Source organism: Blastococcus sp. SYSU DS0753 (genome assembly GCF_054051175.1).
In genome coordinates this window covers 16931-41492 of the sequence record NZ_JBJHAT010000023.1, presented here as the reverse complement: position 1 = coordinate 41492, position 24562 = coordinate 16931, and the positions used below count along the sequence as shown (strand labels likewise).

The 24562-nt window shown below is 74.5% G+C and carries 23 protein-coding genes; 8 read left to right on the top strand and 15 right to left on the bottom strand.

Features of this window, described 5'->3' with window-relative positions:
- Positions 1-41: 41 nt before the first annotated feature.
- Both ACI799_RS15965 and ACI799_RS15960 read right to left on the bottom strand, forming a co-directional pair.
- Positions 42-1271 (bottom strand): SPFH domain-containing protein, encoded by a 1230-nt coding sequence (locus tag ACI799_RS15965; RefSeq protein WP_456590488.1) that lies wholly within the window; start codon positions 1269-1271, stop codon positions 42-44.
- A gap of 77 nt (positions 1272-1348) precedes the next feature.
- Positions 1349-1783: an NfeD family protein gene (locus tag ACI799_RS15960; RefSeq protein WP_456590489.1), complete on the bottom strand. Its 435-nt coding sequence runs from the start codon at positions 1781-1783 to the stop codon at positions 1349-1351.
- Between the two features lie 73 nt (positions 1784-1856).
- On the opposite strand from ACI799_RS15960, the gene ACI799_RS15955 reads away from it, so the two are divergent.
- Positions 1857-2591: a hypothetical protein gene (locus ACI799_RS15955; protein WP_456613462.1), complete on the top strand. Its 735-nt coding sequence runs from the start codon at positions 1857-1859 to the stop codon at positions 2589-2591.
- A 142-nt stretch (positions 2592-2733) separates the two neighbouring features.
- Here the strand turns inward: ACI799_RS15955 and ACI799_RS15950 are convergent, their stop codons facing one another.
- The 3 genes from ACI799_RS15950 to fabG are packed head-to-tail and all read right to left on the bottom strand — an operon-like array spanning position 2734 to position 5376.
- Positions 2734-3882, bottom strand: coding sequence for a ferrochelatase (locus tag ACI799_RS15950; RefSeq protein WP_456613461.1), 1149 nt, complete (start codon positions 3880-3882; stop codon positions 2734-2736).
- Between the two features lie 37 nt (positions 3883-3919).
- Positions 3920-4690, bottom strand: coding sequence for an enoyl-ACP reductase FabI (fabI, locus tag ACI799_RS15945; RefSeq protein ID WP_456590492.1), 771 nt, complete (start codon positions 4688-4690; stop codon positions 3920-3922).
- Positions 4690-5376 (bottom strand): 3-oxoacyl-ACP reductase FabG, encoded by a 687-nt coding sequence (gene fabG, locus ACI799_RS15940; protein WP_456590493.1) that lies wholly within the window; start codon positions 5374-5376, stop codon positions 4690-4692. The genes fabI and fabG overlap by 1 nt, the downstream gene beginning before the upstream one ends.
- A gap of 154 nt (positions 5377-5530) precedes the next feature.
- On the opposite strand from fabG, the gene ACI799_RS15935 reads away from it, so the two are divergent.
- Entirely contained in the window at positions 5531-5743 is a 213-nt protein-coding gene (locus ACI799_RS15935) for a zinc-ribbon domain-containing protein (protein WP_456590494.1), read from the top strand.
- On the opposite strand, the gene ACI799_RS15930 is transcribed toward ACI799_RS15935, so the two are convergent.
- Positions 5744-6517, bottom strand: coding sequence for an IclR family transcriptional regulator (locus ACI799_RS15930; protein WP_456590495.1), 774 nt, complete (start codon positions 6515-6517; stop codon positions 5744-5746).
- 82 nt (positions 6518-6599) lie between these two features.
- Between ACI799_RS15930 and ACI799_RS15925 the strand changes: the two genes are divergently transcribed.
- Positions 6600-8522: an FAD-binding monooxygenase gene (locus ACI799_RS15925; RefSeq protein WP_456613460.1), complete on the top strand. Its 1923-nt coding sequence runs from the start codon at positions 6600-6602 to the stop codon at positions 8520-8522.
- A 169-nt stretch (positions 8523-8691) separates the two neighbouring features.
- Positions 8692-10314, top strand: coding sequence for a phospholipase D family protein (locus tag ACI799_RS15920; RefSeq protein WP_456613459.1), 1623 nt, complete (start codon positions 8692-8694; stop codon positions 10312-10314).
- Positions 10315-10378: 64 nt separating this feature from the next.
- Here the strand turns inward: ACI799_RS15920 and ACI799_RS15915 are convergent, their stop codons facing one another.
- A complete protein-coding gene (locus ACI799_RS15915; RefSeq protein ID WP_456613458.1) occupies positions 10379-10819 on the bottom strand; it encodes a DoxX family protein in 441 nt (146 codons plus the stop codon).
- A gap of 78 nt (positions 10820-10897) precedes the next feature.
- On the opposite strand from ACI799_RS15915, the gene ACI799_RS15910 reads away from it, so the two are divergent.
- Positions 10898-11689 (top strand): crotonase/enoyl-CoA hydratase family protein, encoded by a 792-nt coding sequence (locus ACI799_RS15910; protein ID WP_456600456.1) that lies wholly within the window; start codon positions 10898-10900, stop codon positions 11687-11689.
- Positions 11690-11707: 18 nt separating this feature from the next.
- On the opposite strand, the gene ACI799_RS15905 is transcribed toward ACI799_RS15910, so the two are convergent.
- A complete protein-coding gene (locus ACI799_RS15905) occupies positions 11708-12619 on the bottom strand; it encodes a diacylglycerol/lipid kinase family protein (protein ID WP_456600457.1) in 912 nt (303 codons plus the stop codon).
- Between the two features lie 87 nt (positions 12620-12706).
- On the opposite strand from ACI799_RS15905, the gene ACI799_RS15900 reads away from it, so the two are divergent.
- Entirely contained in the window at positions 12707-12916 is a 210-nt protein-coding gene (locus tag ACI799_RS15900) for a PF20097 family protein (RefSeq protein WP_456600458.1), read from the top strand.
- Here the strand turns inward: ACI799_RS15900 and ACI799_RS15895 are convergent.
- From ACI799_RS15895 to ACI799_RS15885, 3 genes are all read right to left on the bottom strand, one after another.
- Positions 12913-14148: a 3-deoxy-7-phosphoheptulonate synthase gene (locus tag ACI799_RS15895; protein ID WP_456613457.1), complete on the bottom strand. Its 1236-nt coding sequence runs from the start codon at positions 14146-14148 to the stop codon at positions 12913-12915. The two genes, ACI799_RS15900 and ACI799_RS15895, sit on opposite strands and share 4 nt — an antisense overlap.
- Positions 14145-16283, bottom strand: a complete 2139-nt coding sequence (locus ACI799_RS15890) for a DEAD/DEAH box helicase (protein ID WP_456590501.1) — start codon at positions 16281-16283, stop codon at positions 14145-14147. Before ACI799_RS15890 ends, ACI799_RS15895 begins: the two co-directional genes overlap by 4 nt.
- Before the next feature lie 343 nt (positions 16284-16626).
- Positions 16627-17559 carry a helix-turn-helix transcriptional regulator gene (locus ACI799_RS15885; protein WP_456613456.1) on the bottom strand — a complete coding sequence of 311 codons (933 nt, stop codon included), beginning with the start codon at positions 17557-17559 and terminating at the stop codon, positions 16627-16629.
- Positions 17560-17823: 264 nt separating this feature from the next.
- Between ACI799_RS15885 and ACI799_RS15880 the strand changes: the two genes are divergently transcribed.
- On the top strand, positions 17824-19254 hold the full coding sequence (locus ACI799_RS15880) for an amidase (RefSeq protein ID WP_456590503.1): 1431 nt from the start codon (positions 17824-17826) through the stop codon (positions 19252-19254).
- Between the two features lie 256 nt (positions 19255-19510).
- Positions 19511-20239, top strand: coding sequence for an ANTAR domain-containing protein (locus tag ACI799_RS15875; RefSeq protein WP_456590504.1), 729 nt, complete (start codon positions 19511-19513; stop codon positions 20237-20239).
- 119 nt (positions 20240-20358) lie between these two features.
- Here the strand turns inward: ACI799_RS15875 and ACI799_RS15870 are convergent, their stop codons facing one another.
- Genes ACI799_RS15870 through ACI799_RS15855 form a run of 4 tightly spaced genes read right to left on the bottom strand, consistent with a single transcriptional unit; the run spans position 20359 to position 24551 of the window.
- Positions 20359-21555: an NAD(P)/FAD-dependent oxidoreductase gene (locus ACI799_RS15870; protein WP_456613455.1), complete on the bottom strand. Its 1197-nt coding sequence runs from the start codon at positions 21553-21555 to the stop codon at positions 20359-20361.
- The gene (locus ACI799_RS15865) at positions 21552-22901 is read right to left on the bottom strand and encodes an FMN-binding glutamate synthase family protein (RefSeq protein ID WP_456590506.1); all 1350 of its coding nucleotides are present in this window, start codon (positions 22899-22901) and stop codon (positions 21552-21554) included. Before ACI799_RS15865 ends, ACI799_RS15870 begins: the two co-directional genes overlap by 4 nt.
- A gap of 13 nt (positions 22902-22914) precedes the next feature.
- The gene (locus ACI799_RS15860) at positions 22915-23655 is read right to left on the bottom strand and encodes a GltB/FmdC/FwdC-like GXGXG domain-containing protein (protein WP_456590507.1); all 741 of its coding nucleotides are present in this window, start codon (positions 23653-23655) and stop codon (positions 22915-22917) included.
- Positions 23643-24551 carry a hypothetical protein gene (locus ACI799_RS15855; RefSeq protein WP_456613454.1) on the bottom strand — a complete coding sequence of 303 codons (909 nt, stop codon included), beginning with the start codon at positions 24549-24551 and terminating at the stop codon, positions 23643-23645. Before ACI799_RS15855 ends, ACI799_RS15860 begins: the two co-directional genes overlap by 13 nt.
- Positions 24552-24562 lie beyond the last annotated feature (11 nt).

The following is a 24562-nucleotide window of genomic DNA, read 5'->3' as shown; positions in this document are numbered from 1 at the left end:
CCCGGAGAGGGCGCAGGCAGAGCTTCCGGTGTCTCGTGCTGCTACTGCTGCGAGCCGTACGGCGGGTCGGCGTCCGGCGGGTCGATCTCCGCCGGACGGTTGCGCGGGTCCGCCGCGGGACCGGACTCCCGCACGTCCTGCTTCACCTGCGACAGCGGCGGCGGTGTCGGCACCGCCGGGGCGCTGTCGGTGATCGACGACAGCTCGATCTTGGCCTCCGGCTGGTCGGCTGCCCGCGGCAGCTGCGACTCGAACCAGCTGCTGGTGTCCAGGCCGCCGTCCTTCGGGCCGCCGCCGCCGTCGCCGGACGGCTCGACGTCCATCCACGACTTCCCGCCCTCGGCGCCGCCCAGGCTGGCCAGCCCCTCGAGCGCCTTGCTGAACTCGCTGGGCACGATCCACATCTTGTTGGCGTCGCCCTGGGCGATCTGCGGCAGCGTCTGCAGGTACTGGTAGGCCAGCAGCCCCTGGTCGGGCTTGCCGTCGTGGATGGCCTGGAACACCGTCTCGATCGACTTCGCCTGCCCCTGCGCCTGCAGGTAGAGCGCGGCGCGCTCACCCTCGGCGCGCAGGATCCGGCTCTGCCGCTCGGCCTCCGCCTCGAGGATCGCCGACTGCTTCTTGCCCTCCGCGGAGAGGATCGCCGCGGCCTTCTCACCCTCGGCGGTCGTGATCGCCGACTGACGGGCACCCTCGGCGGTCAGGATGATGGCGCGCTTGTCGCGGTCGGCGCGCATCTGCTTCTCCATCGAGTCCTGGATGGACGGCGGCGGGTCGATCGCCTTGATCTCCACGCGCGCCACGCGCAGCCCCCACGGCCCGGTCGTGCCGTCGAGGACCGAGCGCAGCTGGCTGTTGATGCCGTCGCGGCCGGTCAGGGCGCCCTCGAGGTTGAGGCCACCGACGACGTTGCGCAGCGTGGTCGTGGTCAGCTGCTCCATGCCGGTGATGTAGTTGGCGATGCCGTAGACGGCCAGTCGCGGATCAGTCACCTGGAAGTAGACGACGGTGTCGATGCCGACCTGCAGGTTGTCGGCGGTGATGACCGGCTGCGGCGGGAACGAGATGACCTGCTCGCGCAGGTCGATGGTGGCCCGCACGCGGTCGATGAACGGCACGAGGATCGACAGGCCCGGCGACAGGGTCCGGCTGTACCGGCCCAGTCGCTCGACGACCTTGGCCTGCGCCTGGGGGACGATCGTCACGCTCTTGGCGATCACGATGATCACGAGCACGGCGATGACGATCAGTGCGATGAGTGCCGCATCCACGGCGAGCTCCCTTCGTCGGGGGTCACCGTTGATCCTGCCCTGCCGGGTCCCCCGGGTCAGCACCTTGGGGACAGGCGTCACTCCAGCGCGTCGCCGACGACCGCCGTCGCACCGTCCACCTGCAGGATGCGCACCGTCTCACCGACGCCGAAGGACTCCGCGCTGTGCTGGCTGCGCGCACTCCACTCGTCGGCCCCGAGCCGGATCCGGCCACCGGAGGCGTCCACGGGCTCGGAGACCTCCGCCGTCTTGCCGATGAGCGTGTCGACGCCGTCGAGCTGGAGCGGGGTGCGATCGGTCAGCTGCCTCTTCGCCAAGGGGCGCACCGCCACCAGGAGCACCCCCGACACGATGATGAAGGTGGCGAGCTGCAACCACAGCGCGCCACCCAGCAGCGCGACGGTCATGCCACCGAGTGCGCCACCGGCGAGCATGAGCAGCACCAGGTCGAGGGTGAGCATCTCGCCGACGGCCAGCGCCCCTGCACCGATCAACCACAGCAACCACGCCATGCACCAAGTCTGGCAGAGCCGCGGCCCCGGGAGGCCGCGCGGCGGCCCGGCCGCGCCGACGTAGCCTCGACCGGTGCACGACTACCCCGCCGGCCGGCTCGCGGTCTGGACGACCGCCTGGCTGGGCGGGCGCGCCTCCTACGACGTGACGCTGGAGGCGCTGACCGGCGAGCACGCCCACCTCGTGGCCGGCATGCCCGGGAGCGCCGGGACGGTGCCGCTCGGCGAGGCGCTGACCGCGCTGCGCGGCCTGGGCGAGCAGCGGCTGCGGCTGGTGCTGCCGGTACCCGGCGACGTGCGCGGGCTGCCTGCGGTGCCGGGCCTGGCCGCCGCGGCGCTGGAGGCGGGGCAGGCCGCCGTCGGGACCCGGCTGGTCCTGGTCCCGCGGACCGGCCCGGAGGTCGTCACCTGGACGGCGTTCCCGCTCGACGGTGCGGCGCCCCCGCCGCCGCCTGCGGAGGGCAGGCTGCGCGCGGTCTCCGGGGCGCTCGACCTCGCCGTCACCGACGCCGCCCGGACGCTGGCGGACCTGGACCTGGCACGCTGGCACCCCGAGGTCCCCGCGCTGCTGGCCGACCTGGCACGCCCCAAGCCGGCCCCCGGCCTGCCGTTCGACCACGACCCGCTGGCGCTGTCGGTGCTCGGGCGGGCGCAGCGGCTGGCGGCCGTGCTCGACCTCGCGGCCACCGACGCACCCGGGGCAGCGGTCAACCAGGCCCAGATCGCCGCCCGCGACGCCGCCCTGCGTCCGCTCTCCGACGCGGTGCGCGAGGCGGTCACCGCCGCGTACAACGACGTCCCCCGATGACACCGCGGCCACGTGCCGTGCCCTGCACCGTGCAGCCGTTGCATCGGGGGTAGGGCACGACCCCGCCACGCTCTGGGGGTGTTCCGCGCGCCCCGCGGGTCCTGCAGGGCCCCCGGAGCGGGAGCACGACCCCCAGAGCGGGTCAGCCGGCGGCGGGACGGCTCGGGCGCGGCGGGACGAAACAGCAGGACGCCGGGCAGTTGGTGCCCAGGCGCGGCTCGCCCCCGGCGCGTCGCTCCTCGAGCAGCCCGCGCAGCGAGGTCACGAACGCCGGGTGCGTCCCCGCCGTCGCCGCGCGGGCGAAGGCGAGGCCCAGCCGCTCGGCGGTCTCCTTCGCCTCGTTGTCGAGGTCCCAGATCACCTCGAGGTGGTCGCTGACGAAGCCGACCGGGAAGAGGACGACGGCAGTCTCCCCCGCCCCCGCCAGCCCCTCCAGGTGGTCGTTGACGTCCGGCTCCAGCCACGGCACCGACGGCGGGCCGCTGCGGCTCTGCCACACCAGGTCGAACGGTCGGCCCGGGGCGGCGAGGTCGACGACCTGCTGCGCGGCGGCCATCAGCTCCGCCTCGTAGGCGTGCCCCTCCGGTCCGGCGACGGCGGCCATCGTGTCCGGGATGCTGTGCGCGGTCGCCACGAGGCGGGCGGAGGCGCGCAGCTCCTCGGGGAGCTCGGCCAGCGCCGCGGCGAGCGCGTCGGCGTTGGCCCGCACGAAGCCGTCGGCGTCGAAGTAGTGCGGGAGCTTCTCCGCGGTCGGGCCGCCCGGGGCGGCGGCGTCGCCGGTCAGCGCGGCGCGGGCGCGGGCGATGTCCTCGTGGTACTGCCGGCAGCCGGAGAAGGAGGCGTAGGCCGACGTCGCCAGCACGTAGGCGTGCTGGATGCCGTCGTCGGTCATCTGCTGCCAGACGTCCTCGACGTAGGGCGCCCAGTTGCGGTTGCCCCAGTAGACCGGCAGGTCGATCCCCGCCGAGCGGAGCTCGGCCTCCAGCGCCGCGAGCAGCGCCTTGTTCTGGTCGTTGATCGGGCTCACGCCGCCGAAGTGGTGGTAGTGCTCGGCGACCTCCGCCAGCCGCTCGCGCGGGATGCCCCGCCCGCGGGTGACGTTCTCGAGGAAGGGCATGACGTCGTCGTGGCCCTCCGGGCCGCCGAACGACAGGAGCAGCAGCGCCTCCCGCCGGCCGGGCGGGGCAGGCTCGGCCGACGGCGCGACGCCGCCGTTGTTGCGGACGGCGAGCGAGGGGTCCTCGTCGGGTCGCTGACCGGCAGGAGTGATGTCGACGATTGCGCGGGGCACGTGGGTTCTTCCTGTTGCGGGGCGTCGACGGATGCACTCACACGCCGACGGCGTGGAAGCCCCCGTCGACGTGGACGATCTCGCCGGTGGTCGCGGGGAACCAGTCCGACAGCAGGGCGACGACGGCCTTGCCGGCGGGCTCCGTGTCGGTGACCGACCAGCCCAGCGGGGCCCGTCCCTCCCACGCCTCCTCGAACTGCTTGCTGCCCGGGATGGACTTCATGGCCATGCTGCGCAGCGGGCCGGCGGCGACGATGTTGGACCGCACGCCCTCCGGGCCCAGCTCGCGGGCGACGTAGCGGCTGACCGACTCCAGCGCCGCCTTGGCCGCGCCCATCCAGCCGTAGACCGGCCAGGCGACGGTCGCGTCGAAGGTCAGCCCGACGACCGAGGACGGGTTGGCCAGCAGCGGCCGGCAGGCCTGGGTGAGCGAGGCGTAGGACCAGCTCGACACCTGGAACGCGGTGGCGGCGTGCTCCCAGGCCACCTCGGGGAAGCCCTCGCCCATCGCCTCCTGCGGGGCGAAGCCGATGGAGTGCACCACGCCGTCGAGGCGGTCGAAGCCCTGCTCGCGCAGCCGGTCGGCCAGCGTGGTCAGGTGCTCGGTGTTCGTCACGTCGAGCTCGACGACGGCGGCCTCCTGCGGCAGCCGCTTGGCGATCCGCTGGCACAGCGACAGGGCGCGGCCGAAGTTGGACAGGACGACGGTGGCGCCCTGCTCCTGCGCGATCCGCGCGGTGGCATACGCGATCGACGCCTCGGTGAGGACCCCGGTGACCAGGATCTTCTTGCCGTCCAGGATGCCCATCAGTGCCCCATTCCGAGTCCGCCGTCGACCGGGACGACCGCCCCGGTGATGTAAGCCGCCGCGTCCGACGCCAGGAAGCGCACGACGCCGGCGACCTCGTCGGCGTCGGCGTACCGGCCCAGCGGCACCTGGCCCAGGATCTCCTGCTGCCGGGCCTCGGGCAGCTCCGCGGTCATGTCCGTGGTCACGAACCCGGGTGCCACCACGTTCGCGGTGATGTTCCGGCTGCCGAGCTCGCGCGCGATCGACCGGGCCAGGCCCACCAGCCCGGCCTTGCTCGCCGCGTAGTTCGTCTGTCCGGCCGAGCCGAGCAGCCCGACCACCGAGGACACGAACACCATCCGGCCGGCCCGGGCGCGCACCATCTTCGGGGTCGCGCGCTTGGCGACCCGGTAGGCGGCGGTGAGGTTCGCGTCGACGACGTCGGCGAAGTCCTCTTCCTTCATCCGCATGAGCAGGCCGTCGCGGGTGATGCCGGCGTTGCTCACCAGCACCTCGACCGGCCCCTGGTGCTCCTCGACCTCGCCGAAGGCGCGGTCGACGTCCTCGGCGCTGGTGACGTCGCACCGGACGCCGAACAGCCCGTCGGGGGCGCCGCTGCCGCGGTGCGTCACCGCGACCGAGTCGCCCTGCTCGGCGAACGACCGGGCGATGGCCAGCCCGATCCCCCGGTTACCGCCGGTCACCAGTACCGACCTGCCCACGTGCCACTCCCCTGCGCCGACGACCCGGTGTTCCGGTCCGAACCTAGCCCTTGGGCGCAGGTCACACCGCCTACCGGCCGGTAGGGGCCGCGGGGGACGACGCGCGCGCGTCGCAGCGATCGTCCACGCTGACGGGATGTTCTTCCTCTTCGGCTTCGGGACCAAGCAGCGGGACGCGGGCCCGGGGGCGACCCGCACCTGTCCCCGGTGCGGCAACACCGCGCGGTGGACCCGGGTCCGGCAGTTCCGGCAGCTCACGGTCTTCTTCGTGCCCGTCCTGCGGTGGCGACGCCGGCAGCTCGAGGTGTGCCCGGTCTGCGGGGCCGCGGTGGACGCCCGGGCCGGGTGATCAGCGCCGGCCGCCGGCCGTTCCGCCGTCGGACCGGCCCGCGTCCAGCGCGCGCGCGACCGCCCCCGCCGCCTCGGCCAGGTGGCCGACCCACTCCGGCAGCCGGTCGCGGGAGTACCGCGCGGAGGGTGCGGCCAGGGAGAGCCCCGCACCGTCGAGCCCGCCCGCCGCCGGGACGGCGACCCCGACCGCCGTCAGCCCCGCCTCGGTCGCCTGGTCGTTGAGGGCGAAGCCCCGACGCCGGACCGTGCGCAGCTCCCGCTCCAGCCGGGCGGCCGCGGGCTCGTCCAGGCCGGCGAGGACGTCGGCCCGGCGCTCGGCGCCGAGAGCGGCGAGCACCGCCTTGCCGCCCGAGGTGAGGTGGGCGGGCAGCGCCCGCCCGGTGCGGTCGCCGACGCGCAGCACCTGGTGGCTCTCCACCGTCGCCACGAACCGGACCTCCCGACCGGCCAGCAGCATGACGTTGGCCGTCTCCCCCACCGCGTCGACGAGCCGCCGCAGGCGCGGCAGGGCGGCGTCCCGCAGGAGGGCGACCGACGCCGGGGGCGCCGTGGCCGGACGCAGGGCCGATCCGGGCCCGTACCGGCGATCGGGCAGCTGCTCGGCGAAGTCCCGGTAGACGAGCATCCCGAGCAGCCGGTGGGCCGTGGACGCGGAGACGCCCAGCCGACCGGCGACGTCGGTCACCCGCATGGGGCCCTCCTGCTGCAGAAGGCTGGCCAGCAGGAGAGCGGAGTCCACCGAGCCGATCGCGTACGCGGGCTTGTTCTTCACCGCAGAAAACTCTATTCCCCTCCGCGGGAAGTGGGGCAGCGTCGCGGGTGCCAGCACACGTACGGATGTCAGGGGACGAGACGTGCAGTTCTACCTCGACGGCTACCGGCCCGGCGACCCGCTGGTCGAGGAGCCGCACCCGTCGGTCGCCGACCGGCCGGAGGGGCTGCCCACCGAGGCGGACGTCGTCATCGTCGGCACCGGCCCGGCCGGGCTCGTGCTCGCCGCGCAGCTGGCCGCCTTCCCCGACATCCGCACCGTCGTGGTCGACCGGCGGGACGGGCCCCTGCAGGTGGGCCAGGCCGACGGAGTGGCCTGCCGCACGGTCGAGATGTTCGAGGCCTTCGGCCTGGCCGACCAGCTCGTCGCGGAGGCCTACTGGGTCAACGAGGTCGCCTTCTGGCGGCCCGACCCGGCCGACCGCACCCGCATCGCGCGGACCGGTCGCGTCCAGGACGTCGAGGACGGGCTCTCGGAGTTCCCGCACGTCATCGTCAACCAGGCGCGGATGCAGGCCTGGCTCCGCGAGCACATGGCCCGCTCGGCCAGTCGGCTGGCGCCCTCCTACGGGCTGCACGCCACCGGCGTCGACGTCGACACCAGCGGCACCTCGGACCACCCGGTCACCCTCACCCTGCAGCACCTCCGGGGCGGGCGGGCGACGGGCGAGGTCTCGACGGTCCGGGCGCGGTACGTCATCGGCTGCGACGGCGCGCGCAGCAGCATCCGCACGGCGATCGGCCGCGAGCTGGTCGGCGATGCGATGAACCAGTCGTGGGGTGTCATGGACGTCCTCGCCGTCACCGACTTCCCCGACATCCGGCTGAAGGCGGCGATCCACTCGGCCAACCAGGGCAACCTGCTGATCATCCCGCGCGAGGGCGGCTACCTGGTCCGGCTCTACATCGAGCTCGACGCCGTCGCCGACCGCGAGCTCCGCGACCGGCGCGCCGTCACGCCGGAGAAGCTCGCCGCGGTGGCCAACCGGATCCTGCACCCGTACTGCATCGAGGTGAAGGGCGTCGGCTGGTGGTCGGTCTACGACATCGGCCAGCGGCTCTGCGACAGGTTCGACGACGTTCCGGCGGAGGAGACCGCGACGCGCCTGCCGCACGTCTTCATCGCCGGCGACGCCTGCCACACGCACAGCGCCAAGGCGGGCCAGGGCATGAACGTCTCCATGGCCGATGCCTGGAACCTCGGCTGGAAGCTGGCCGCGGTGCTGCGCGGCACCGCCCGCCCGGAGCTGCTGCACACCTACTCCGCGGAGCGGCAGGCGATCGCCCAGGAGCTCATCGACTTCGACCGCGAGTTCGCCCGCATGTTCAGCGCGCCCCCGAAAGAGGACGAGAGCGACCACGGCGTCGACCCCGAGGAGTTCCAGCGCTACTTCGTGCAGCAGGGCCGGTTCACCGCCGGCGTCGCCACGCGCTACGCGCCGTCGATGATCACCGGGAGCACCGAGCACCAGTCGCTCGCCGCGGGCTACCCGGTCGGCATGCGCTTCCACTCCGCCCCGGTGATCCGGGTCGCCGACGCCAAGCCGGTGCAGCTGGGGCACGCGGCCCGGGCCGACGGCGCCTGGCGGCTCTACGTCTTCGCCGACTCCACGGAGCCCGCCGACCCCGGGTCGCGGGCCCGGGCGCTGCTGGAACACCTCGGGTCCGAGAACTCACCCCTGGCCCGGTACACCCCCGACGGCGCCGAGCCCGACTCGGTGATCGACGTCCGCGCGGTCTTCCAGCAGGGGCACCGCGAGCTGGCCGTCGACCGGCTGCCGCCGGTGCTGCTGCCGCGGAAGGGCGGCTTCGGGCTGATCGACTACGAGAAGGCATTCTCCCCCGACCACGCCGCCGGCGACGTCTTCGCGATGCGGGGCATCGACCGGCAGCGCGGCTGCATGGTCCTGGCGCGACCCGACCAGCACGTGGCGGCGGTGCTGCCCCTGGACGCGGAGGACGAGCTGGCCGACTTCCTCGCCGGGGTGCTGGTCGAGGCACGGTAGCGGCATGGCACGAGCCCCGGGCATCGGCGGAACGCACCAGCGCAGCGTCGCCCACCCCCGCACGTCGGTACCCGGTGTGCCCGTCCGGGAACAGGGGTAGGCGCGTTGCCGGCCGGGCCCGTCCCCGGGCGGCCGCCACGTCCACGCACCGAGGAGTGATCCGCCCGACATGCCGTTCTGGCCGCGCCGGCGTCGGGAGCCACCCTGGGTGCGCCGGTTGGGCGGCGGGCACCCGTGGCTGCTCACCGCCGGGCAACGCGGGAACTCCGCGACCACGCTACCGGCGTGGCGGGAGGGCAACGCGGTGGACGCGGTCGTCGACGGGCGCCCCTATCTCCGGCAGCTGCGCGCGGTGCTGGACGCCGCCGGCGCGGGGGACCTCGTCCTGCTGGCGAGTTGGCGCGCCGAACCGGAGGAGCTGCTCGACGACGACGGTCCGCCGTTCGCCGCGGCACTGGTCGGCGCCGCCCGCCGCGGTGCGGACGTCCGGTTGCTGCTGTGGCGGTCGCACGCGACGGCGCTCGGCTTCACCCTCGGCCCCCACCGGGAGCTGGCGCGAGCGGTGCACGCGGCGGGGGGTGAGGCGGTGCTGGACGCGCGGGTGCGACCCCTGGGGTCGCACCACCAGAAGCTCGTCACGGTCACCGGCGCGACGGGTGAGGTCGCGTTCCTCGGTGGCATCGATCCGGCCCGGACCCGCCGGGACGGGCCGGCGCACACCGGCGACCCGCAGCGGCAGCGGTTCAACGCCGCGTACGGCCCGACCCCGGCGTGGCACGACGTCCAGCTGCGGCTGACCGGGCCCGCGGTGCACGACCTGGCGACCGTGTTCCGGGAACGGTGGGCCGACCCGGCACCGCCGGTCCGCTGGCCCTGGCAGCGCGTGACCGACCGGTTGCTCGGGGCGGCCCGCCCGGTCCACCCCGTCCCGCCGCCGTCACCTCCACCGGCGCCGAGCGGCACCTGCACGGTGCAGCTGCTGCGCACGTACCCCCGCCGCCGCCCTGCGCATCCCTTCGCCCCGGAAGGCGAGCGCAGCATCGCCCACGGCTACGCGAAGGCGCTCGCCCGCGCCCGTCGGCTGGTGTACGTCGAGGACCAGTACCTCTGGTCCAGCGAGGTCGCGCGGATCTTCGCGGCCGCGTTGCGCCGGTCCCCGGAGCTGCGGTTGATCGCCGTCGTCCCCCGGCACGTCGACGGCGAGGGGCGCCTCGACCGGCCGGCCACCCTGCGCGGCCGCAACGCGGCCTGGCGCACCGTGCTGGCCGCCGGGGGCGAGCGGGTGCAGTTGTTCGACCTGGAGAACGAGGCCGGCTTCCCCGTCTACGTGCACGCCAAGGTGTGCATCGTCGACGACGTGTGGGCCGCCGTGGGCAGCGCGAACCTCAACCGGCGCTCCTGGACCCACGACTCCGAGCTCACCGCTGCCGTGCTCGACGAGTCGCGCGACGGTCGGGAGCCGGTCGACCCCGGTGGCCTGGGCGACGGCGCACGGACCTTCGCCCGCCGGCTGCGGCTCGACCTGATGCGCGAGCACCTGGACCGGGCCGAGGGCGACGACGCCGACCTCCTGCACGCCGACGACGCGGTGGCGGCGATGCGTCGATCCGCGGCGGCGCTCGACGCCTGGCACGACAGCGGCCGCCGCGGACCGCGACCGACCGGCCGGCTGCGTGCCCACCCCCGGCGCAACGGGCCGCTGTGGAAGCGCTGGCTCATCACACCGGTCTACGACGCTGTCTACGACCCCGACGGGCGCCCCTGGACGATGCGACTGCGGCGGGAGCTCTGACCCGACCCACCCGAGGCCGGGCGCCCTGTCCCCGAGGTGGGCGTCGGCGAGTTCCGGTCCTGGCTCACCGAGTCGTGGGTGGACCTGCTCGTCGGCTGAGTCGATCCCGCCTCCGGCCGCGCCGCAGCCAGCCGCCGCCGTACAGCGCCCACAGCACGAGCAGCGGCTGGAAGAACAGCCGGGCGAGGCGCTTGCGGTCGGTGTCCAGTCCGAAGGCGTCGGTGCCCTCGAGGTACTGCGCGACGTTCCCGGGGAAGATCACCACGAAGAACACCGCCAGCAGCCCTCCGACCAGCCGCCGCTTCCGCGGCAACGCGAGGAAGGACGCACCGAGCGCGATCTCGGCGACGCCCGAGCCCAGCACCGTCAGGTCCTCGTCGACGGGGAACCAGCCGGGCACCTGGGCCTGTAACTCCTGCCGCTGGGTGGTCAGGTGCAGCACCCCGGCGCCCACCATCGTCGCGCCGAGCAGCAGCCGGGCAGCGGTACGGGGCAGGGAGGTCATGGCGCAGCGTAGGCAGGGGCGTCGGCCCACCCACCGCGCTCGTTGACACGCCGGTCCGGCCGCCCGTAGACAGCGGAGGTGGACAACGACGTGTCGCGCCGGGTGGCGCTCGAGGTGGCCGACGGCGTGGCGACGGTGCGGCTGGACCGGCCGGAGAAGCTGAACGCGCTGGACCCCGCGATGTTCGAGGCGCTCGTCGCCGTCGGGACCGGGCTGATGGAACGGGACGACGTCGGCGCGGTGGTGCTCACCGGGGCCGGCCGGGCCTTCTGCGCCGGCCTGGATTTCGGTTCCTTCGCCGCGATGGCCGAGGGCGGCGAGCGCGTCGTCGTCGCCCGGGAGCCGCTGGGCGCGGCGGGTGCGCTGGCCCAGCAGGCCGTGCACGTGTGGTCGCTGGTGCCCGCCCCGGTGATCGCGGCGGTCCAGGGCGTCGCGTTCGGCGGCGGCCTGCAGATCGCCCTCGGTGCCGACATCCGGCTGGTCGCGCCCGACGCGCAGCTGTCGCTGATGGAGATCCTGTGGGGCATCGTGCCGGACATGTGCGGCACCCAGCTGCTGCCCGAGCTGGTCGGCCGCGACGTCGCCAAGGAGCTCGCGCTGACCGGGCGGAAGGTGTCGGGTGCCGAGGCGGTCCGCCTCGGGCTGGCCACCCGCGAGGCCGCCGACCCGCTGGCCGCCGCGCTCGAGCTGGCCAGCGAGATCGCCGGGCACAGCCGCAGCGCCACCCGGGCGGTCAAGCGGCTGGTCGACCTCGCCGGGCGGGTGCCGCTCGCCGAGGGGCTGGCCGCCGAGCAGGCCGAGATCGGCGCCCTCATCGGCTCGCCGGAGCAGGCCGCGGTCGTCCGCCGCCGGCTCGGGAACCGCGCCTGAGCAGCCGCTCCCGACCCGCTACCGCGGGACGAGGACCGACCAGGCGGCGGGCTGCACCCGCCACGTGCGGGCGACGGCGATCTCGTCGAGCTCCCCGTCGGCGTCGACGGCGACGGTGCTCCCGGACAGGCGCACCTCCCGGGCGCGCGCCACCAGCACGTCGTCCCGCTCGACGTGACCGCCGGTGGTCAACGCCGTCCCGAAGGCCACCCGCGCCACCGGTCCGGTGGCGACGCTCACGACGACGTCGGCCTCCCCGTCGTCGGGCCGCGCGTCCGGCGCCAGCGGGGTGCCGCCCCCGATGGTCGAGCCGTTGCAGATCCCGACCATCAGCACGCCCAGCCGGCCGTCGGCGGCCCACTCGCCGGTCGCGGCCACCTCCCCGTCGATCTCGACGCACAGCTCCCACCCGGCGCCGGACACCCCGGCGATCGCGGCGCCCAGCGGGTAGGCCGCCGCGCCGAGCCGCCTCTTGAGCCGGTGGGCCTCGGCGGCCGCCTCGGCGCCCACCCCGGCGTGCACGGCGTTCACGACGATCCCGCCCGCGTCGTCGCGCAGGAGGTCCAGCCGGCGGGGCCGGCCGGCCAGCACCGCGGCCGCGCCCTCGGCCGGGTCCAGCGGCAGCCCCAGGCTGCGGGCCAGGTCGTTGCCCGTGCCGCAGGCGATGATGCCGACGGGGTCCTCGGGCGTCAGCCGGCCCACCCGGTCGAGGGCGGCCACCACCGCGTGCACGGACCCGTCCCCGCCCAGCGCGACCACCCGGCGGCCGGTGTCGTCGCGCAACACCTCGTCCAGCTCCGCGGCGTCACCGGTGGCGGCGACGGCGACGTCGGCGCCGGTGCGCAGCTCTGCCACCGCCGCCTCGACCGCCTCGTCGTGCGCGGTACCGGCCGCCCGGTTCACCACCAGGAGCAGTGCGTCGTCGGGCACGGGGCCTCCTCGCTCGACTCGTCGGGACGGGGACGCCCCCTGTGGCAGCATGACGGTCGCCGACCGTAGCGCTGCCGAGGAGCCGCCGTGCCACTGCCCGCCACCTGCCCCCGCTGCAGCAGCGAGCTCGAGCGGGGACACATCGCCGGCCAGTCGATCTACCTCAACTGGATCCCCGAGGGCGAGTCGGTCGGGGTCACCGCCCTCGGCAAGGAGCACCTGGCCACCGGCTCCCTGCTCCGGGCTCCCCAGCTCCCCGCGGCGCGCTGCCCCTCCTGCGGGCTGGGGGTCTTCTAGCGGGCAGCGCCCCGCCGGGCCCGGGCCGCCTCGGCCAGCTCGGCCAGCATCAGCTCGGTCGTCGGCAGGTCGACGCAGGCGTCGGTGACGCTGCAGCCGTACTCCAGCCGCTCCGGGTGCCGCTGGTCCAGGTCCTGCCGGCCGGCGACCAGATTGCTCTCCACCATCACGCCGCGGATGGCCTGCTCCCCGCCGGCGATCTGGCCGGCCAGGTCGCGCACCACCTCGATCTGGCGCAGGTGGTTCTTCTGGCTGTTGCCGTGCGAGGCGTCGACGACGACGACCTCCGGCAGCCCGCGCGCGGCCAGCCGGCGCTTGGTGTCGGCGATGTGCGCGGCGGAGTAGTTGGGGCCGTCCTTGGCGCCGCGCAGGATGACGTGGCCGGTGTCGTTGCCCGTCGTCGACAGCTGGGCGGAGACGCCGTGGGCGTCCACGCCCAGGAACTCGTGCGGCGCGCGCGCCGTCACCATCGCCTGGATCGCGGAGTCGACGCTGCCCTCGGGCGAGTTCTTGAACCCGACGACCGAGGAGAAGCCGGACACCCGCTCCCGGGCGGTCTGGTCGGTGACGTTGCGCGCCCCGACGCCGTTGTAGGTGACCAGCCCGTTGACGTACTGCGGCGTCAGCGCGTTCAGCGGTTCGGCGGCCACCGGCACACCCGCCGCCGTGATGCGGCGCATGAGCATCCGGGTGGCGACGAGTCCGACGCTGATCCGGCTCGACCCGTCCAGGAACGGGTCGTAGGCGAAGCCCTTCCAGTCGACCTCGGTGCGCGGCTTCTCGGTGTAGGTCCGCATGAGGATCTCGAGGTCCGCACCGTGCCGTTCGCGCATCCGCGCGATGAAGGCGGCGTACTCGAGGGCGGCCTCGGGGTCGTGGATCGAGCACGGCCCGGCGATGACGGCGAGGCGGTCGTCGGCACCGGTGAGGACGCCGGTCACCGCCCGGCGGGCCGCCCGCGTCGTGGCGGCCGAGTCAGGCGGTACCGGCACGGCGGCGGCGACCGCGGCCGGGGTCACGACGACGCTCAGGCCGGTGATCCGCGCGTTGACCAGGTCCGACAGGTCGGCGGCGTCGTCCGGTGCGACGCCGACCTGCCGCTGGACGCCGGGCAGCAGCTCGGCCAGCTCGGCGTCGATCCGCCGGTTGACGCGGGTCTGCACCTCGAGCAGCAGCTCGGCCACCCGCGTCGCCGCGGCCAGGATCGGTTCCGCGGTCTGCTGGTCGGTCATCGGTTCTCCAGGGCGTCGGTGAGCAGCGCGACGAGCGCCTCCAGCTGGACGTCCGCCGAGGCCTGCATCTCCTCGTCGGAGCCGTCCAGGGCCCGCGCGGCCAGCCCGGCCTTGCTGTCGATGAGCTCGGCGATCCGGGCGTCGAGGGTCTGCGCGGCGATGATCCGCCACGCGGTGACCGGCTCGGTCTGGCCGATGCGGTGGCTGCGGTCGATGGCCTGGGTCTGCTCGGCGTCGGTCCAGGACAGCTCGGCGAGGACGAGGTCCGACGCGACCTGCAGGTTCAGCCCCACCCCGGCCGAGGTCAGCGAGCAGACGGCGACGGCGACGTCCGGGTCGTTGACGAACGCGTCGATGTTGCGCTGCCGCACCGAGGGCGTCTGGTCACCGCGGATCGAGGAGTACCGCAGGCCGATGCCCTCGAAGGTCTCCTCGGCCACGTCCATCACGTCGACGTGCTTGGCGAAGAAGACCACCTTGCCGGCGCTGCGGGCCAGCTGCGCGGCGTAGTCGGCGGCGAGCCCGGCCTTCGCCTGGCCGATGCGGCGCATCATCCCGAAGACGTTCTCGCCGGTGGTCTTCGTGCTGGTGTCCTTGAGCTCCCAGCCGGCGACCTTGCGCACCAGTTCGCGGTCGATGCCCTCGACCTCGGTGGCCGACTCGCGGGCGGCCAGGGCGCTCTCGTAGCGCTTCACCAGCCGTCGGGCGAGCTCCCGCTCGGCCGCCCGGATGGACCGGCCGGCCTTGTCGTCGAGCTCGACGGGGAGGTCGGCGATGCGGCGGGCGGGGATGTCGGCGGCCACGTCCACCTTGCGACGGCGCACGATGCCCTGGTCGATCACGCACTGGCGGGCCGCTGGGTAGAAGCCCGGGTCGGCCGGGGTCAGGCCGGTCTCCTCGAGGCACTCCATCAGCCGCCCGAGCGGCTTCTCGTCGTCGATCCAGCCGAGGAACTGCCAGATCGCCCGGAAGTCGTCGATGTCGTTGATCAGCGGTGTTCCGGTGAGGGCCATCAGCAGCGGCCGCCCGGCGCGGGTCCGGATCCGCTCGGAGAGCTCGAGCACGTGCTGGGAGCGCTGCGAGGTCTTGTTCTTGATGAAGTGCGCCTCGTCGACGACCATCCCGCCGAAGCCGAAGCCGCCCAGCCAGCCCACGTGCCGGTCGAGCACCTCGTAGTTGACGATCACGATGTCGGCGAAGCCGTCGGCGTTCTCGCCGTTGCCCTGGATCACGGTGGCCCGGCGCTGGGGCACCCAGCGGGCGGCCTCCCGGGCCCAGTTGGTCTTGACGACGTTGGGGACGACGACGAGCAGCGGGAACGCCTGCGCCGCCTCGGCCGCCAGCAGCGACTGCGCCGTCTTGCCCAGGCCGGGCTCGTCGGCGAGCAGGAAGGTGCGGTGGCCGTTCGCCGCCGCGGCGACCAGCTGCCCCTGGTGCGGCATGAGCTCCAGCCCCGCCGGGGTGAACTGGGAACTCGGGAACGGCAGCGGCATGCACGCCGGGGCGCCGCCGCCGGCGCGCTCGAAGGAGTTGAACAGGGGCTCGAGGAGCTCCCAGCCGGCCAGCCGGCGCGGGCGGACGGTGCTCTGCCGGGCTGCCTCGAAGTCGGGGGCGAGGAACGGGTTGGCCAGCTGCCGCGAGATGACCGACTGCGGCACCACCTGGCGCTCGGCGGCGGCGGAGGTGGCGGCGGCCACGGGGGCGGCCGGGGCCGGCGTCGGGTCCTCCTCCACCGGCACCTCGACGCCGGCTGCGGCGAGCAGCTCCCGCCGGTGCGACCGCGCCGCCTCCGAGGCGACGGCGTCGTCGGAGAGCAGCGCCAGCAGGCCGGAGTTCCGCACCGCGGTGGTGGCCAGGATCGTCGCGATGCCGTCCAGGCGCTTGAGCTGCTCGGCCCGGCGGGCCTCGCCGGTGTCCTGGTCGGCCTGCACCCGGGCGCGCTCCTCGCGCAGCACCAGGGCGATCGCCTGGAACTCCGCGCGCACGGAGGGGGTCACGCGGTCGCGCTTGACCGCCGCCTCGACGTCCCGGACCGCGCGGGCCAGCACGGCGACGACGTCGCCGTCGCGCACGCGCCGCTGGGTGCGCGGGGCGCCGCGCCGGGCGCTCGTCGAGCGCCGTCCTGGTCGAGCCACGAACTCCTCCTCTGCACTGCCCGGCACGGTCGCCGCGGCAGGACGTGCACGCGGCCCCGCGGGCGGACGGTGCAACCGCACCGGCACCGCCCAGTACCGCGCGGACCCGGACCCGCTGGTGCACCGGGCACCGACGCGGGGGCCATGCCCCCGAGCCGGGTTCGGTCCGCCGGCCGCCGGTCGATGGCGGCGGCACCGACCGCGCGAGCAGGCGTGCTGCCGGGCGGGGCGGTGCCGGCGAGCAGCCGGTACGCCCTCCACAGTAGCCCCCCGGCGGCCTCGCGGCGGGAGCGCGGGTCCGTGGGCCCGCCCCGGCCGCACGCGCCGGTGCGGCGCGCGTCGGTCAGGCCGGTCGTGGCGCAGGGGTACGCGCCCGCGTGCCCGGCGCGGTCGAGGAACCCGTCCGGGCGGGGGCCGGTGCGGCACCGCGCCCCGCGCGTACCAGCCCGACCGCGACCGCGAAGGCGACGGCGCCGGCCCGGTTGCCGCAGTCGAGCTTGGCGAGCAGGTGTTCCACGTGCGTGGCCACAGTCCGCTCCCCCACTCCGAGGGAACGCGCCACCATCCGGTTGGTCGCGCCGGTCGCCAGCGCGGCCAGCACCTCGAGCTCGCGCAGCGACAGCCCCGCCGGTGGTGCGGACGCCCGGTGCTCGACCACGACCCAGCGGCCCGCCGGACGCGCTTCCACCGCGAGCAGCTCCGCGCCGGTGATCACCAGCAGGTGACGCCCCATCCGCGAGGGCCACCGCGCCGGCTGGAGCAGGGCGGCCAGCGGAGATGCCGGTGCGACCAGCGACGGCCGGCCGGACGGCGTCAGCACCAGCCACCGCCCGTCCGCCGGCGACCAGGCGAAGGCCCCCGCGTCCTCCGCCACCGGGACCGCTGCACCTTCCAACGGATCCAGGAGACAGGTCAGGTCCGCCGACATCAACCGGAGCACGCCCGCCGTCTCGTCGTCCACCTCCCCGTCCGCGGTGGAGGCGTGCACCGAGCCGACGTACCGCCCGGCCGCCGACAGGCACAGGGTCACGCCGTCGGTGAACCGGGCCGGTCGGATCACCTCCTCGAACATCAGCCCACGACGCTGGTCGGGCCGGATGTCGTGCACCCGCAGCGGTCGCCCCTGGCTGCGGGCGACCGGGAACCGCGGGTCCTCGTGGAAATGCGCCTCCATGAGCGCGAGCGCGTCCTCGCGGTAGCCGGCGCTGGCCACCGTCCGGTGCCGCCCGCGCACCGGGTCCCACTGCGAGACGGCCGCGGCCGACGGTCGGACCACGGACAGCAACGCTTCGAGCACCGCATCGGCGCGACCGGACTGGGCCTCGCCGCGAACCACCGCATCCGCGGCGTCCCGCACGGCCAGGGCGGCGCCGAGCCGCGATGCCCCTGAGCCGGAAGCGGACCCCATGCGGCATCCAAGCACGCACTCGAGCCACCCGGTAGCTGCCCGGTGGTCCGCATTTCCACCGATGTGCACCGCCCGGCCACCGGGCAGCATCCGTCGCCGACGCGAGAACCGGCCGACGACGAAGGAGTGACCGTGGAGGTCTCCGAGTACACCGAGCACGACGCCACCGGGCTGGCCGGCCTGGTCCGCACCGGGCAGGTCTCCCACGAGGAGGTGCAGAAGGCCGCCCGGACCGCCGTCGAGTCGGTCAACGGTGAGCTCAATGCCCTCGTCGGCGACCTGTTCGACAGGCCGCTGGCCGCCAGCGCCGACGGCCCGTTCGCCGGGGTGCCCTTCGTCATCAAGGACCTCGTCATGCATGCCGAGGGCGTTCCCCAGCGGGACGGCTCCCGGCTGCTCGGCCCCGGCATCCCCTTCCCCTACGACACCGCGCTGATGCGGCGGTTCCGGGAGGCCGGCCTGGCCGCCATCGGAGTGAGCGCCTGCCCCGAGTTCGGCTTCAACGCCACCACCGAGTCGGTGGCCAACGGCCCGACCCGCAACCCCTGGGACACCTCCCGCTCCCCCGGCGGCTCCAGCGGTGGATCGGCGGCGCTGGTCGCCGCGCGTGCCCTTCCCGTCGGGCACGCGAACGACGGCGGAGGTTCGATCCGCGTGCCGGCCGCTGCTACCGGCCTGGTCGGCCTGAAGCCCTCCCGGGGGCGGATCACCGTCGCACCCGACTTCGCCGATCCGCTGCTCGGCCTCGGCGTCGAGTTCGCCGTGACCCGGACCGTCCGCGACGCGGCCGGGCTGCTCGACGCCCTGCACGGCTCCGAGCCCGGCGACAAGTACCTGCTGCCGGAGCCGGTGACCAGCTTCCGCGACGCGGCACGCCCGCCGTCGCGGAAGCTGCGGATCGCCGTCGCCACCGCTGCGCCCAACGGCGTCCCGGTCGACCCCGCCTGCGTCGCTGCCGTCCGCGCCGCCGCCGAGGCCCTCGCGGCGGACGGGCACGCCGTCGTCGAGGCGGCACCGGAGTTCGACGTGGAGGCGTTCGACACGGCCAACCTCGCCGCCTGGTGCAGCTTCCTGGCCGACGGCGCCTACGGGGCCGCCGCCGCGCTGGGCGTGGAGCTGGGCAGCGATGTGCTGGAGCACGCGACGCTGGCCTGCGCCGAGTACGGCGCCTCTCTCACCGCGATGGACCTCTACGCCGCCGACCGCGTGTTCAACGCGACCACCCGCGCCATCGCCCAGTTCTTCCTGCGCCACGACGTGCTGCTGACGCCGACGACGGCCGCCCCGAACACCGCCCTGGGTCACCTGGACCAGAACGACCCGAGCCTGGACGCGCGGGGCTGGTACGACCGGATCTTCGCGTTCGCGCCGTTCACCGCGCCCGCCAACGTGACGGGCATGCCCGCGGTCAGCGTCCCCGGCATCCCGACGGCCGAGGGGTGGCCGGTCGGGGTCCAGCTCTGCGGTCGCTACGCCGCCGAAGCGACGCTGCTGTCCGTCGCCGCCTTCTTGGAGGAGGCGCTCCCGTGGGCCGGCCGCCGGCCCGCGGTCCTCGCCGGCTGAGCCCTGCCGCCGCGCGCAGCGGGGACCGCGACGGCGTGGTGCGCAGGTCTCGTCGCCCGCCCGGTCGACAGGCCGCTGCACGCCGGGACCGCCGCGTCGGGGGCGTGGGCCCGGGAGGGGCCGCGTAAGCTCTGCCTGAGCCCAGACATCGTCCGGGCACCCCTGGTGCGTCAAAACAGCGGCGCAGCGAAGTGAGACACCCGGTACGGGTGCGCCGCCGAGGTCACCTTCGGTATGAGCCAGACCGGAGGCCCTGGTGGCCCGCATTCCCGACCGCCGATCCACCCACGCCACCGCTGCGCTGGAGAACCTCGGGCGGCTGTCGCTGCGCGAGCTGTCGATGGAGAGCCTGCTGCAGTCGCTGGCGGACCAGGCCAAGAGCGTCATGCCGGGCGCCCCGGAGGCTTCAGTCACCCTCGTCATCGAGGGCGAGGCGACGACGGTCGTGGACACCGGCCCACTCGCCCTGAACCTGGATCGCGCGCAGTACGCGAGGGGCGCAGGGCCGTGCCTGCACGCTTCCCGCACCGGTGTCGCGACCGAGATCGTCGACACCCGTGTCGAGCACCGCTGGCCCGACTACGCGCGGCAGGCCGCCGAGCGCGGCAACCTCAGCTCGCTGTCGGTGCCGCTCGTGTTCGCCGGCGAGCGAGAGCTCACCGGCGCGCTCAACATCTACGCCCGCGAGGTCGCAGCCTTCGACGAGACCAGCCGCGCGGTGGCGACCGGGTTCGCTCCCTACGCGGGCATCGCCGCCGCGAGCGTGCGGGCCTACCGGGGCGCCCAGGAGATGGCCGACCACCTGCAGACCGCGCTCGCGTCCCGCGCGGTCATCGAGCAGGCCAAGGGCATCCTGATCGAACGGCACAAGCTGACCGCCGACCAGGCGTTCCACCTCCTGGTCACGGCGTCGATGACGACGAACACCAAGCTGCGCGACGTCGCCGACCACCTGGTCCGCACCGGGGAGCTCCTGAGCCCCTGACCGTGGTGCCGTCGGCCCCCTGCCGGCCGCGTGGCGAGCGGAGCGCTCGGGGCCCGTCCACCCGTGTGGGCCAGGGACTGCGACGCAGGGCCGAGGGCGACACATGAGGAGACGCCCGGTCAGCGCATCTCCCCCGCACCGACGTAGGGGAAGGGGCTGGTGAGGAGAGCGCCCTCCGCGAACCGCGACAACCGGAAGTCGGAGTCGGGGATGTCGGCGTCCGAGCTCTTCCCGTCGACGACCAGGTCGGCGACCAGCCGTCCCACCGCCGGCGAGATCTTGAACCCGTGCCCGCTGAAGCCGGCGGCGACCACGAGCGCCTCCACCGGCGTCTCCGAGATGACCGGGTTGAAGTCCGGGGTCACGTCGTAGCAGCCGGCGTAGGTGCCGGCGACCGAGGCGTCCGCCAACCCCGGGAACCTGTGCGAGATCTTCTCCACCGCCATCTCGAGGAACTCGTCGGTGGCGCGGTTCAGGTAGGCGTCCGGGTCGGCGGGCTCCGGCGTGGAGAGGTCGCTGTTGCCGAACAGCAGCTGCCCGCCGCCGTCGGCGCGGATGTACTGCAGCGACACCAGGTCGGAGAAGACCGGCACCGGGCCGAGGTCGACCCCGGGGTCCAGCAGCACGATCGGCTCGCGGTGCACCCTGATCGGCAGGTCGATGCCGTGCTCCGCCAGCAGCGGCACCGACCAGGGGCCGGCCGCGACGACGACGGTGCCGGCGCTGATCGCCGTCCCATCGGCCAGCCGGACACCGGTCGCGCGGCCGCCGTCGGCCAGCACCTCGGCGACGGCTGTGCCCTGGCGGATGCGGACGCCGAGGCGCCGCGCGGCCGCAGCGAACCCCTGGGCGGTCTGGTACGCGTCGCCGTAGCCGCCGCGCGCCTCCCAGGCGAAGGCGGCGAAGTCGGACAGGTCGGCCACCGGCCACAGGCGCGCGACCTCGGCGCGGTCGATCTCCTCGGTCTGCACCCCGACCGCCCGCTGGTTGGCCAGGCTGGCCCGCAGGGCGGCGACGTTCGGCTCGCCGACGCCGACGACGTACCCGGTCTGCCGGAAGCCGACGTCGTCGCCGAGGACGTCCGCGGCGTTCTCGAACAGCTCGAGGCTGCGGGTGGCCATCGCCGCCAGCGAGGAGACCCCGTAGTGGCACCGCACGATGCCGCTGGACTTGCCGGTGCCGCCGGAGCCGACCGTGTCCCGCTCGCAGACGACGACGTCGGTCACCCCTCGTCGAGCCAGCGACCAGGCGATGGACGTGCCCTCGAGCCCGCCGCCCACGACGACGACGTCGGCGATGGTGGCCGTCGCGGTCACAGCCCGTGCCCCGGGATCCAGCTGGTGCCGGCCAGCGGCACCCGGGCCATGGCGGCGGCCTCGATGGTGAGCGCGACCAGGTCCTCGGGCTCGAGCGAGTGCAGGTGGGCCTTGCCGCAGGCGCGGGCGATGATCTGCGCCTCCATCGTCATCACCCGGATGAAGTTCGCCAGCCGCCGGCCGCCCTGCACCGGATCGAGACGCTGCGCCAGCTCGTCGTCCTGGGTGGTGATGCCGGCCGGGTCGCGGCCCGCCTGCCAGTCGTCGTAGTACCCCGCCGCCGACCCGAGCCGGCGGTACTCCGCGTCCAGGTGCGGTGCGTTGTCGCCGAGGGCGATCAGGGCCGCGGTGCCGATCGCGACGGCGTCGGCCCCCAGGGCCATGCACTTGGCGACGTCGGCGCCGTTGCGGATACCGCCGGAGACGACGAGCTGGACCTTCCGGTGCAGCTCCTCCTCCTGCAGCGCCTGCACGGCCTGCGGCAGCGCCGCGAGCGTCGGGATGCCGACGTGCTCGATGAAGACGTCCTGCGTCGCGGCGGTGCCGCCCTGCATCCCGTCGAGCACGATGACATCGGCCCCGGCCTTGGCGGCGAGCTTGACGTCGTAGTAGGTGCGGGTGGCACCGATCTTGACGTAGATCGGCTTCTCCCAGTCCGTGATCTCCCGCAGTTCCCGGATCTTGATCTCCAGGTCGTCGGGGCCGGTCCAGTCCGGGTGCCGGCAGGCGCTGCGCTGGTCGACGCCCATCGGCAGGGTCCGCATGCCCGCCACCCGCTCGGTGATCTTCTGGCCGAGCAGCATCCCGCCGCCGCCGGGCTTCGCCCCCTGCCCGAGCACGACCTCGATGGCGTCGGCCATGCGCAGGTGATCGGGGTTCATGCCGTAGCGGGACGGGAGGTACTGGTAGACGAGGTGCTTGGACTGGCCGCGCTCCTCCGGGGTCATCCCGCCGTCGCCGGTGGTCGTGGAGGTGCCGACCTCGCTGGCGCCGCGGCCGAGCGCCTCCTTGGCGCGGCCGGAGAGCGCACCGAAGCTCATGCCGGCGATGGTCACCGGCGTGGCGAGGTGCAGCGGGTAGGTGGCGTTGCGGTCGCCGAGGACGACGTCGGTGTCGCAGCGCTCCCGGTACCCCTCGAGCGGGTAGCGGGACATGCTGGCGCCGAGGAACAGCAGGTCGTCGAAGTGCGGCACCCTGCGCTTGGCGCCGCCGCCGCGGATGTCGTAGATGCCGGTCTCCGCGGCGCGCTGGATGTCGGCGATGGTCGCGCGGTCGAAGGTGGCGGACTCGCGGAGGGCAGGGTCGGGGGGCAGGGCGGGCTGGCGCAAGGCAGGGTTGTCGGTCACGGGGTGCCCTTTCTCAGTACGCCGAGGCGTTGTCGACGTGGAAGTTGTAGAGCTGCCGGGCGGAGCCGTAGCGGCGGAAGGACGACGGGTCGGCGTCGACCCCGGAGGCACGGAGCAGGCCGGCCAGCTCGGCGAGGTGCTCGGCGCGCATCTCCTTCTCCACGCAGTCGGCCCCGAGCGACCTCACCGAGCCGGCCACGTAGATGCGGGCCTCGTAGAGGGAGTCGCCGAGCGCGTCGCCGGCGTCGCCGCACACGACCAGCCGGCCGGCCTGGCCCATGAAGGCGCTCATGTGGCCGACGTCGCCGCCGACGACGATGTCCACGCCCTTCATCGAGATGCCGCAGCGCGCCGCCGCCGACCCCTCGACGACGAGCAACCCGCCGTGCGCGGTGGCCCCGGCCGACTGCGAGGCGTTGCCGCGGATGCGCACGGTCCCGCTCATCATGTTCTCGGCGACCCCGACGCCGGCGTTGCCGTTGACGGTCACCGTCGCGGCCTTGTTCATGCCGGCGCAGTAGTAGCCGACGTGCCCGTCGACCACGACGTCGATGTCGGCGTCCAGGCCGACGGCGATGTTGTGCCGGCCGTCGGGGTTCGCGACCCGCCAGGTGGGGGCCTTCTCGGCGACGTCGACCGCGTGCAGCGCGCTGTTGAGCGCGCGGACGTCGGACACGGTCAGGTCCACGAGGGTGGGCTCGGCCAGCTCCACCCGTCCCTCCGCGAACTCCAGGGACGTGCTCAGCGCTGCCATGCGTAGACCTCTTCCGGCTCGGGCTCGAAGATGCGGGCGTTCTCGATGCCGGGCAGCCCGGCGAGGGCGCGGTACTCCGACGCCATGGCCACCCACTGCGGCGTCTCGGCGACGACGGCGGGCTTGCAGGCGATGGCGTCGCGGACCACGGCGAAGCTGTCCCGGTTGGCGACCAGCAGGGTGTAGAAGCCGTCGAACCGCTCGCAGAGCAGCTTCAGCGACTTCTCGAGGTCGTAGCCGGCGGCCAGCTGTGCGGCGACGAACCGGGCGCCGACCTCGGAGTCGTTCTCGCTGTCGAACGTCATACCGGCGGCCAGGAGCTCGCGGCGGATCGTCGCGTGGTTGGCGAAGGATCCGTTGTGCACCAGGCACTGGTCCGGGCCGACCGAGAACGGGTGCGAGCCCTGCGGCGTCACCGCGGACTCGGTGGCCATCCGGGTGTGCGCCACCCCCTGCCAGCCCTGCGCGGCGGCGAGGCCGAACTCGGCGGCGAGGGCCTGCGGGTGGCCGACCCCCTTGAGGACGGCGAGGTCCTCCCCCTGGCCGATGACGATCGCCTCGCCCTTCCCCACCCGCCCGACCGCCACGCGGACGGCGGCGACGAGCGTGTCGGGGTCGGTCGCGGCGTGCACCAGCAGCGTCTGCCCGGCGTCGACCACCACCGCCTCGGGTAGCCGCTCGCGCAGCGCCGTCCCGACCTCCTGGGCGCTCGCGTCTCCCGGGAGCAGCGACACCGTCGACTCCCCCGGCGGCGACCAGCGCGGATCGCCGTAGACGGCGATCCCGGCGGAGTCCGGTCCTCGCTCGGTGATCTGGCAGAGCATCCCGGTCAGCAGCTCACCGAGCCGGGGGTACAGGGAGGGCTCCCGCAGGTGGAGCCCGGCGATCCCGCACATGGGGGTGGTTC

Bases quoted from the DNA above. Each gene is read 5' to 3' on its own strand.
- ACI799_RS15960 (WP_456590489.1), bottom strand. From the start codon at position 1,783: ATGGCGTGGTTGCTGTGGTTGATCGGTGCAGGGGCGCTGGCCGTCGGC.
- fabI (WP_456590492.1), bottom strand. From the start codon at position 4,690: ATGGGCATCCTGGACGGCAAGAAGATCCTGGTCACCGGGGTCCTCACC.
- ACI799_RS15935 (WP_456590494.1), top strand. From the start codon at position 5,531: ATGTTCTTCCTCTTCGGCTTCGGGACCAAGCAGCGGGACGCGGGCCCG.
- ACI799_RS15920 (WP_456613459.1), top strand. From the start codon at position 8,692: ATGCCGTTCTGGCCGCGCCGGCGTCGGGAGCCACCCTGGGTGCGCCGG.
- ACI799_RS15915 (WP_456613458.1), bottom strand. From the start codon at position 10,819: ATGACCTCCCTGCCCCGTACCGCTGCCCGGCTGCTGCTCGGCGCGACG.
- ACI799_RS15895 (WP_456613457.1), bottom strand. From the start codon at position 14,148: ATGACCGACCAGCAGACCGCGGAACCGATCCTGGCCGCGGCGACGCGG.
- ACI799_RS15860 (WP_456590507.1), bottom strand. From the start codon at position 23,655: ATGGCAGCGCTGAGCACGTCCCTGGAGTTCGCGGAGGGACGGGTGGAG.
- ACI799_RS15855 (WP_456613454.1), bottom strand. From the start codon at position 24,551: ATGTGCGGGATCGCCGGGCTCCACCTGCGGGAGCCCTCCCTGTACCCC.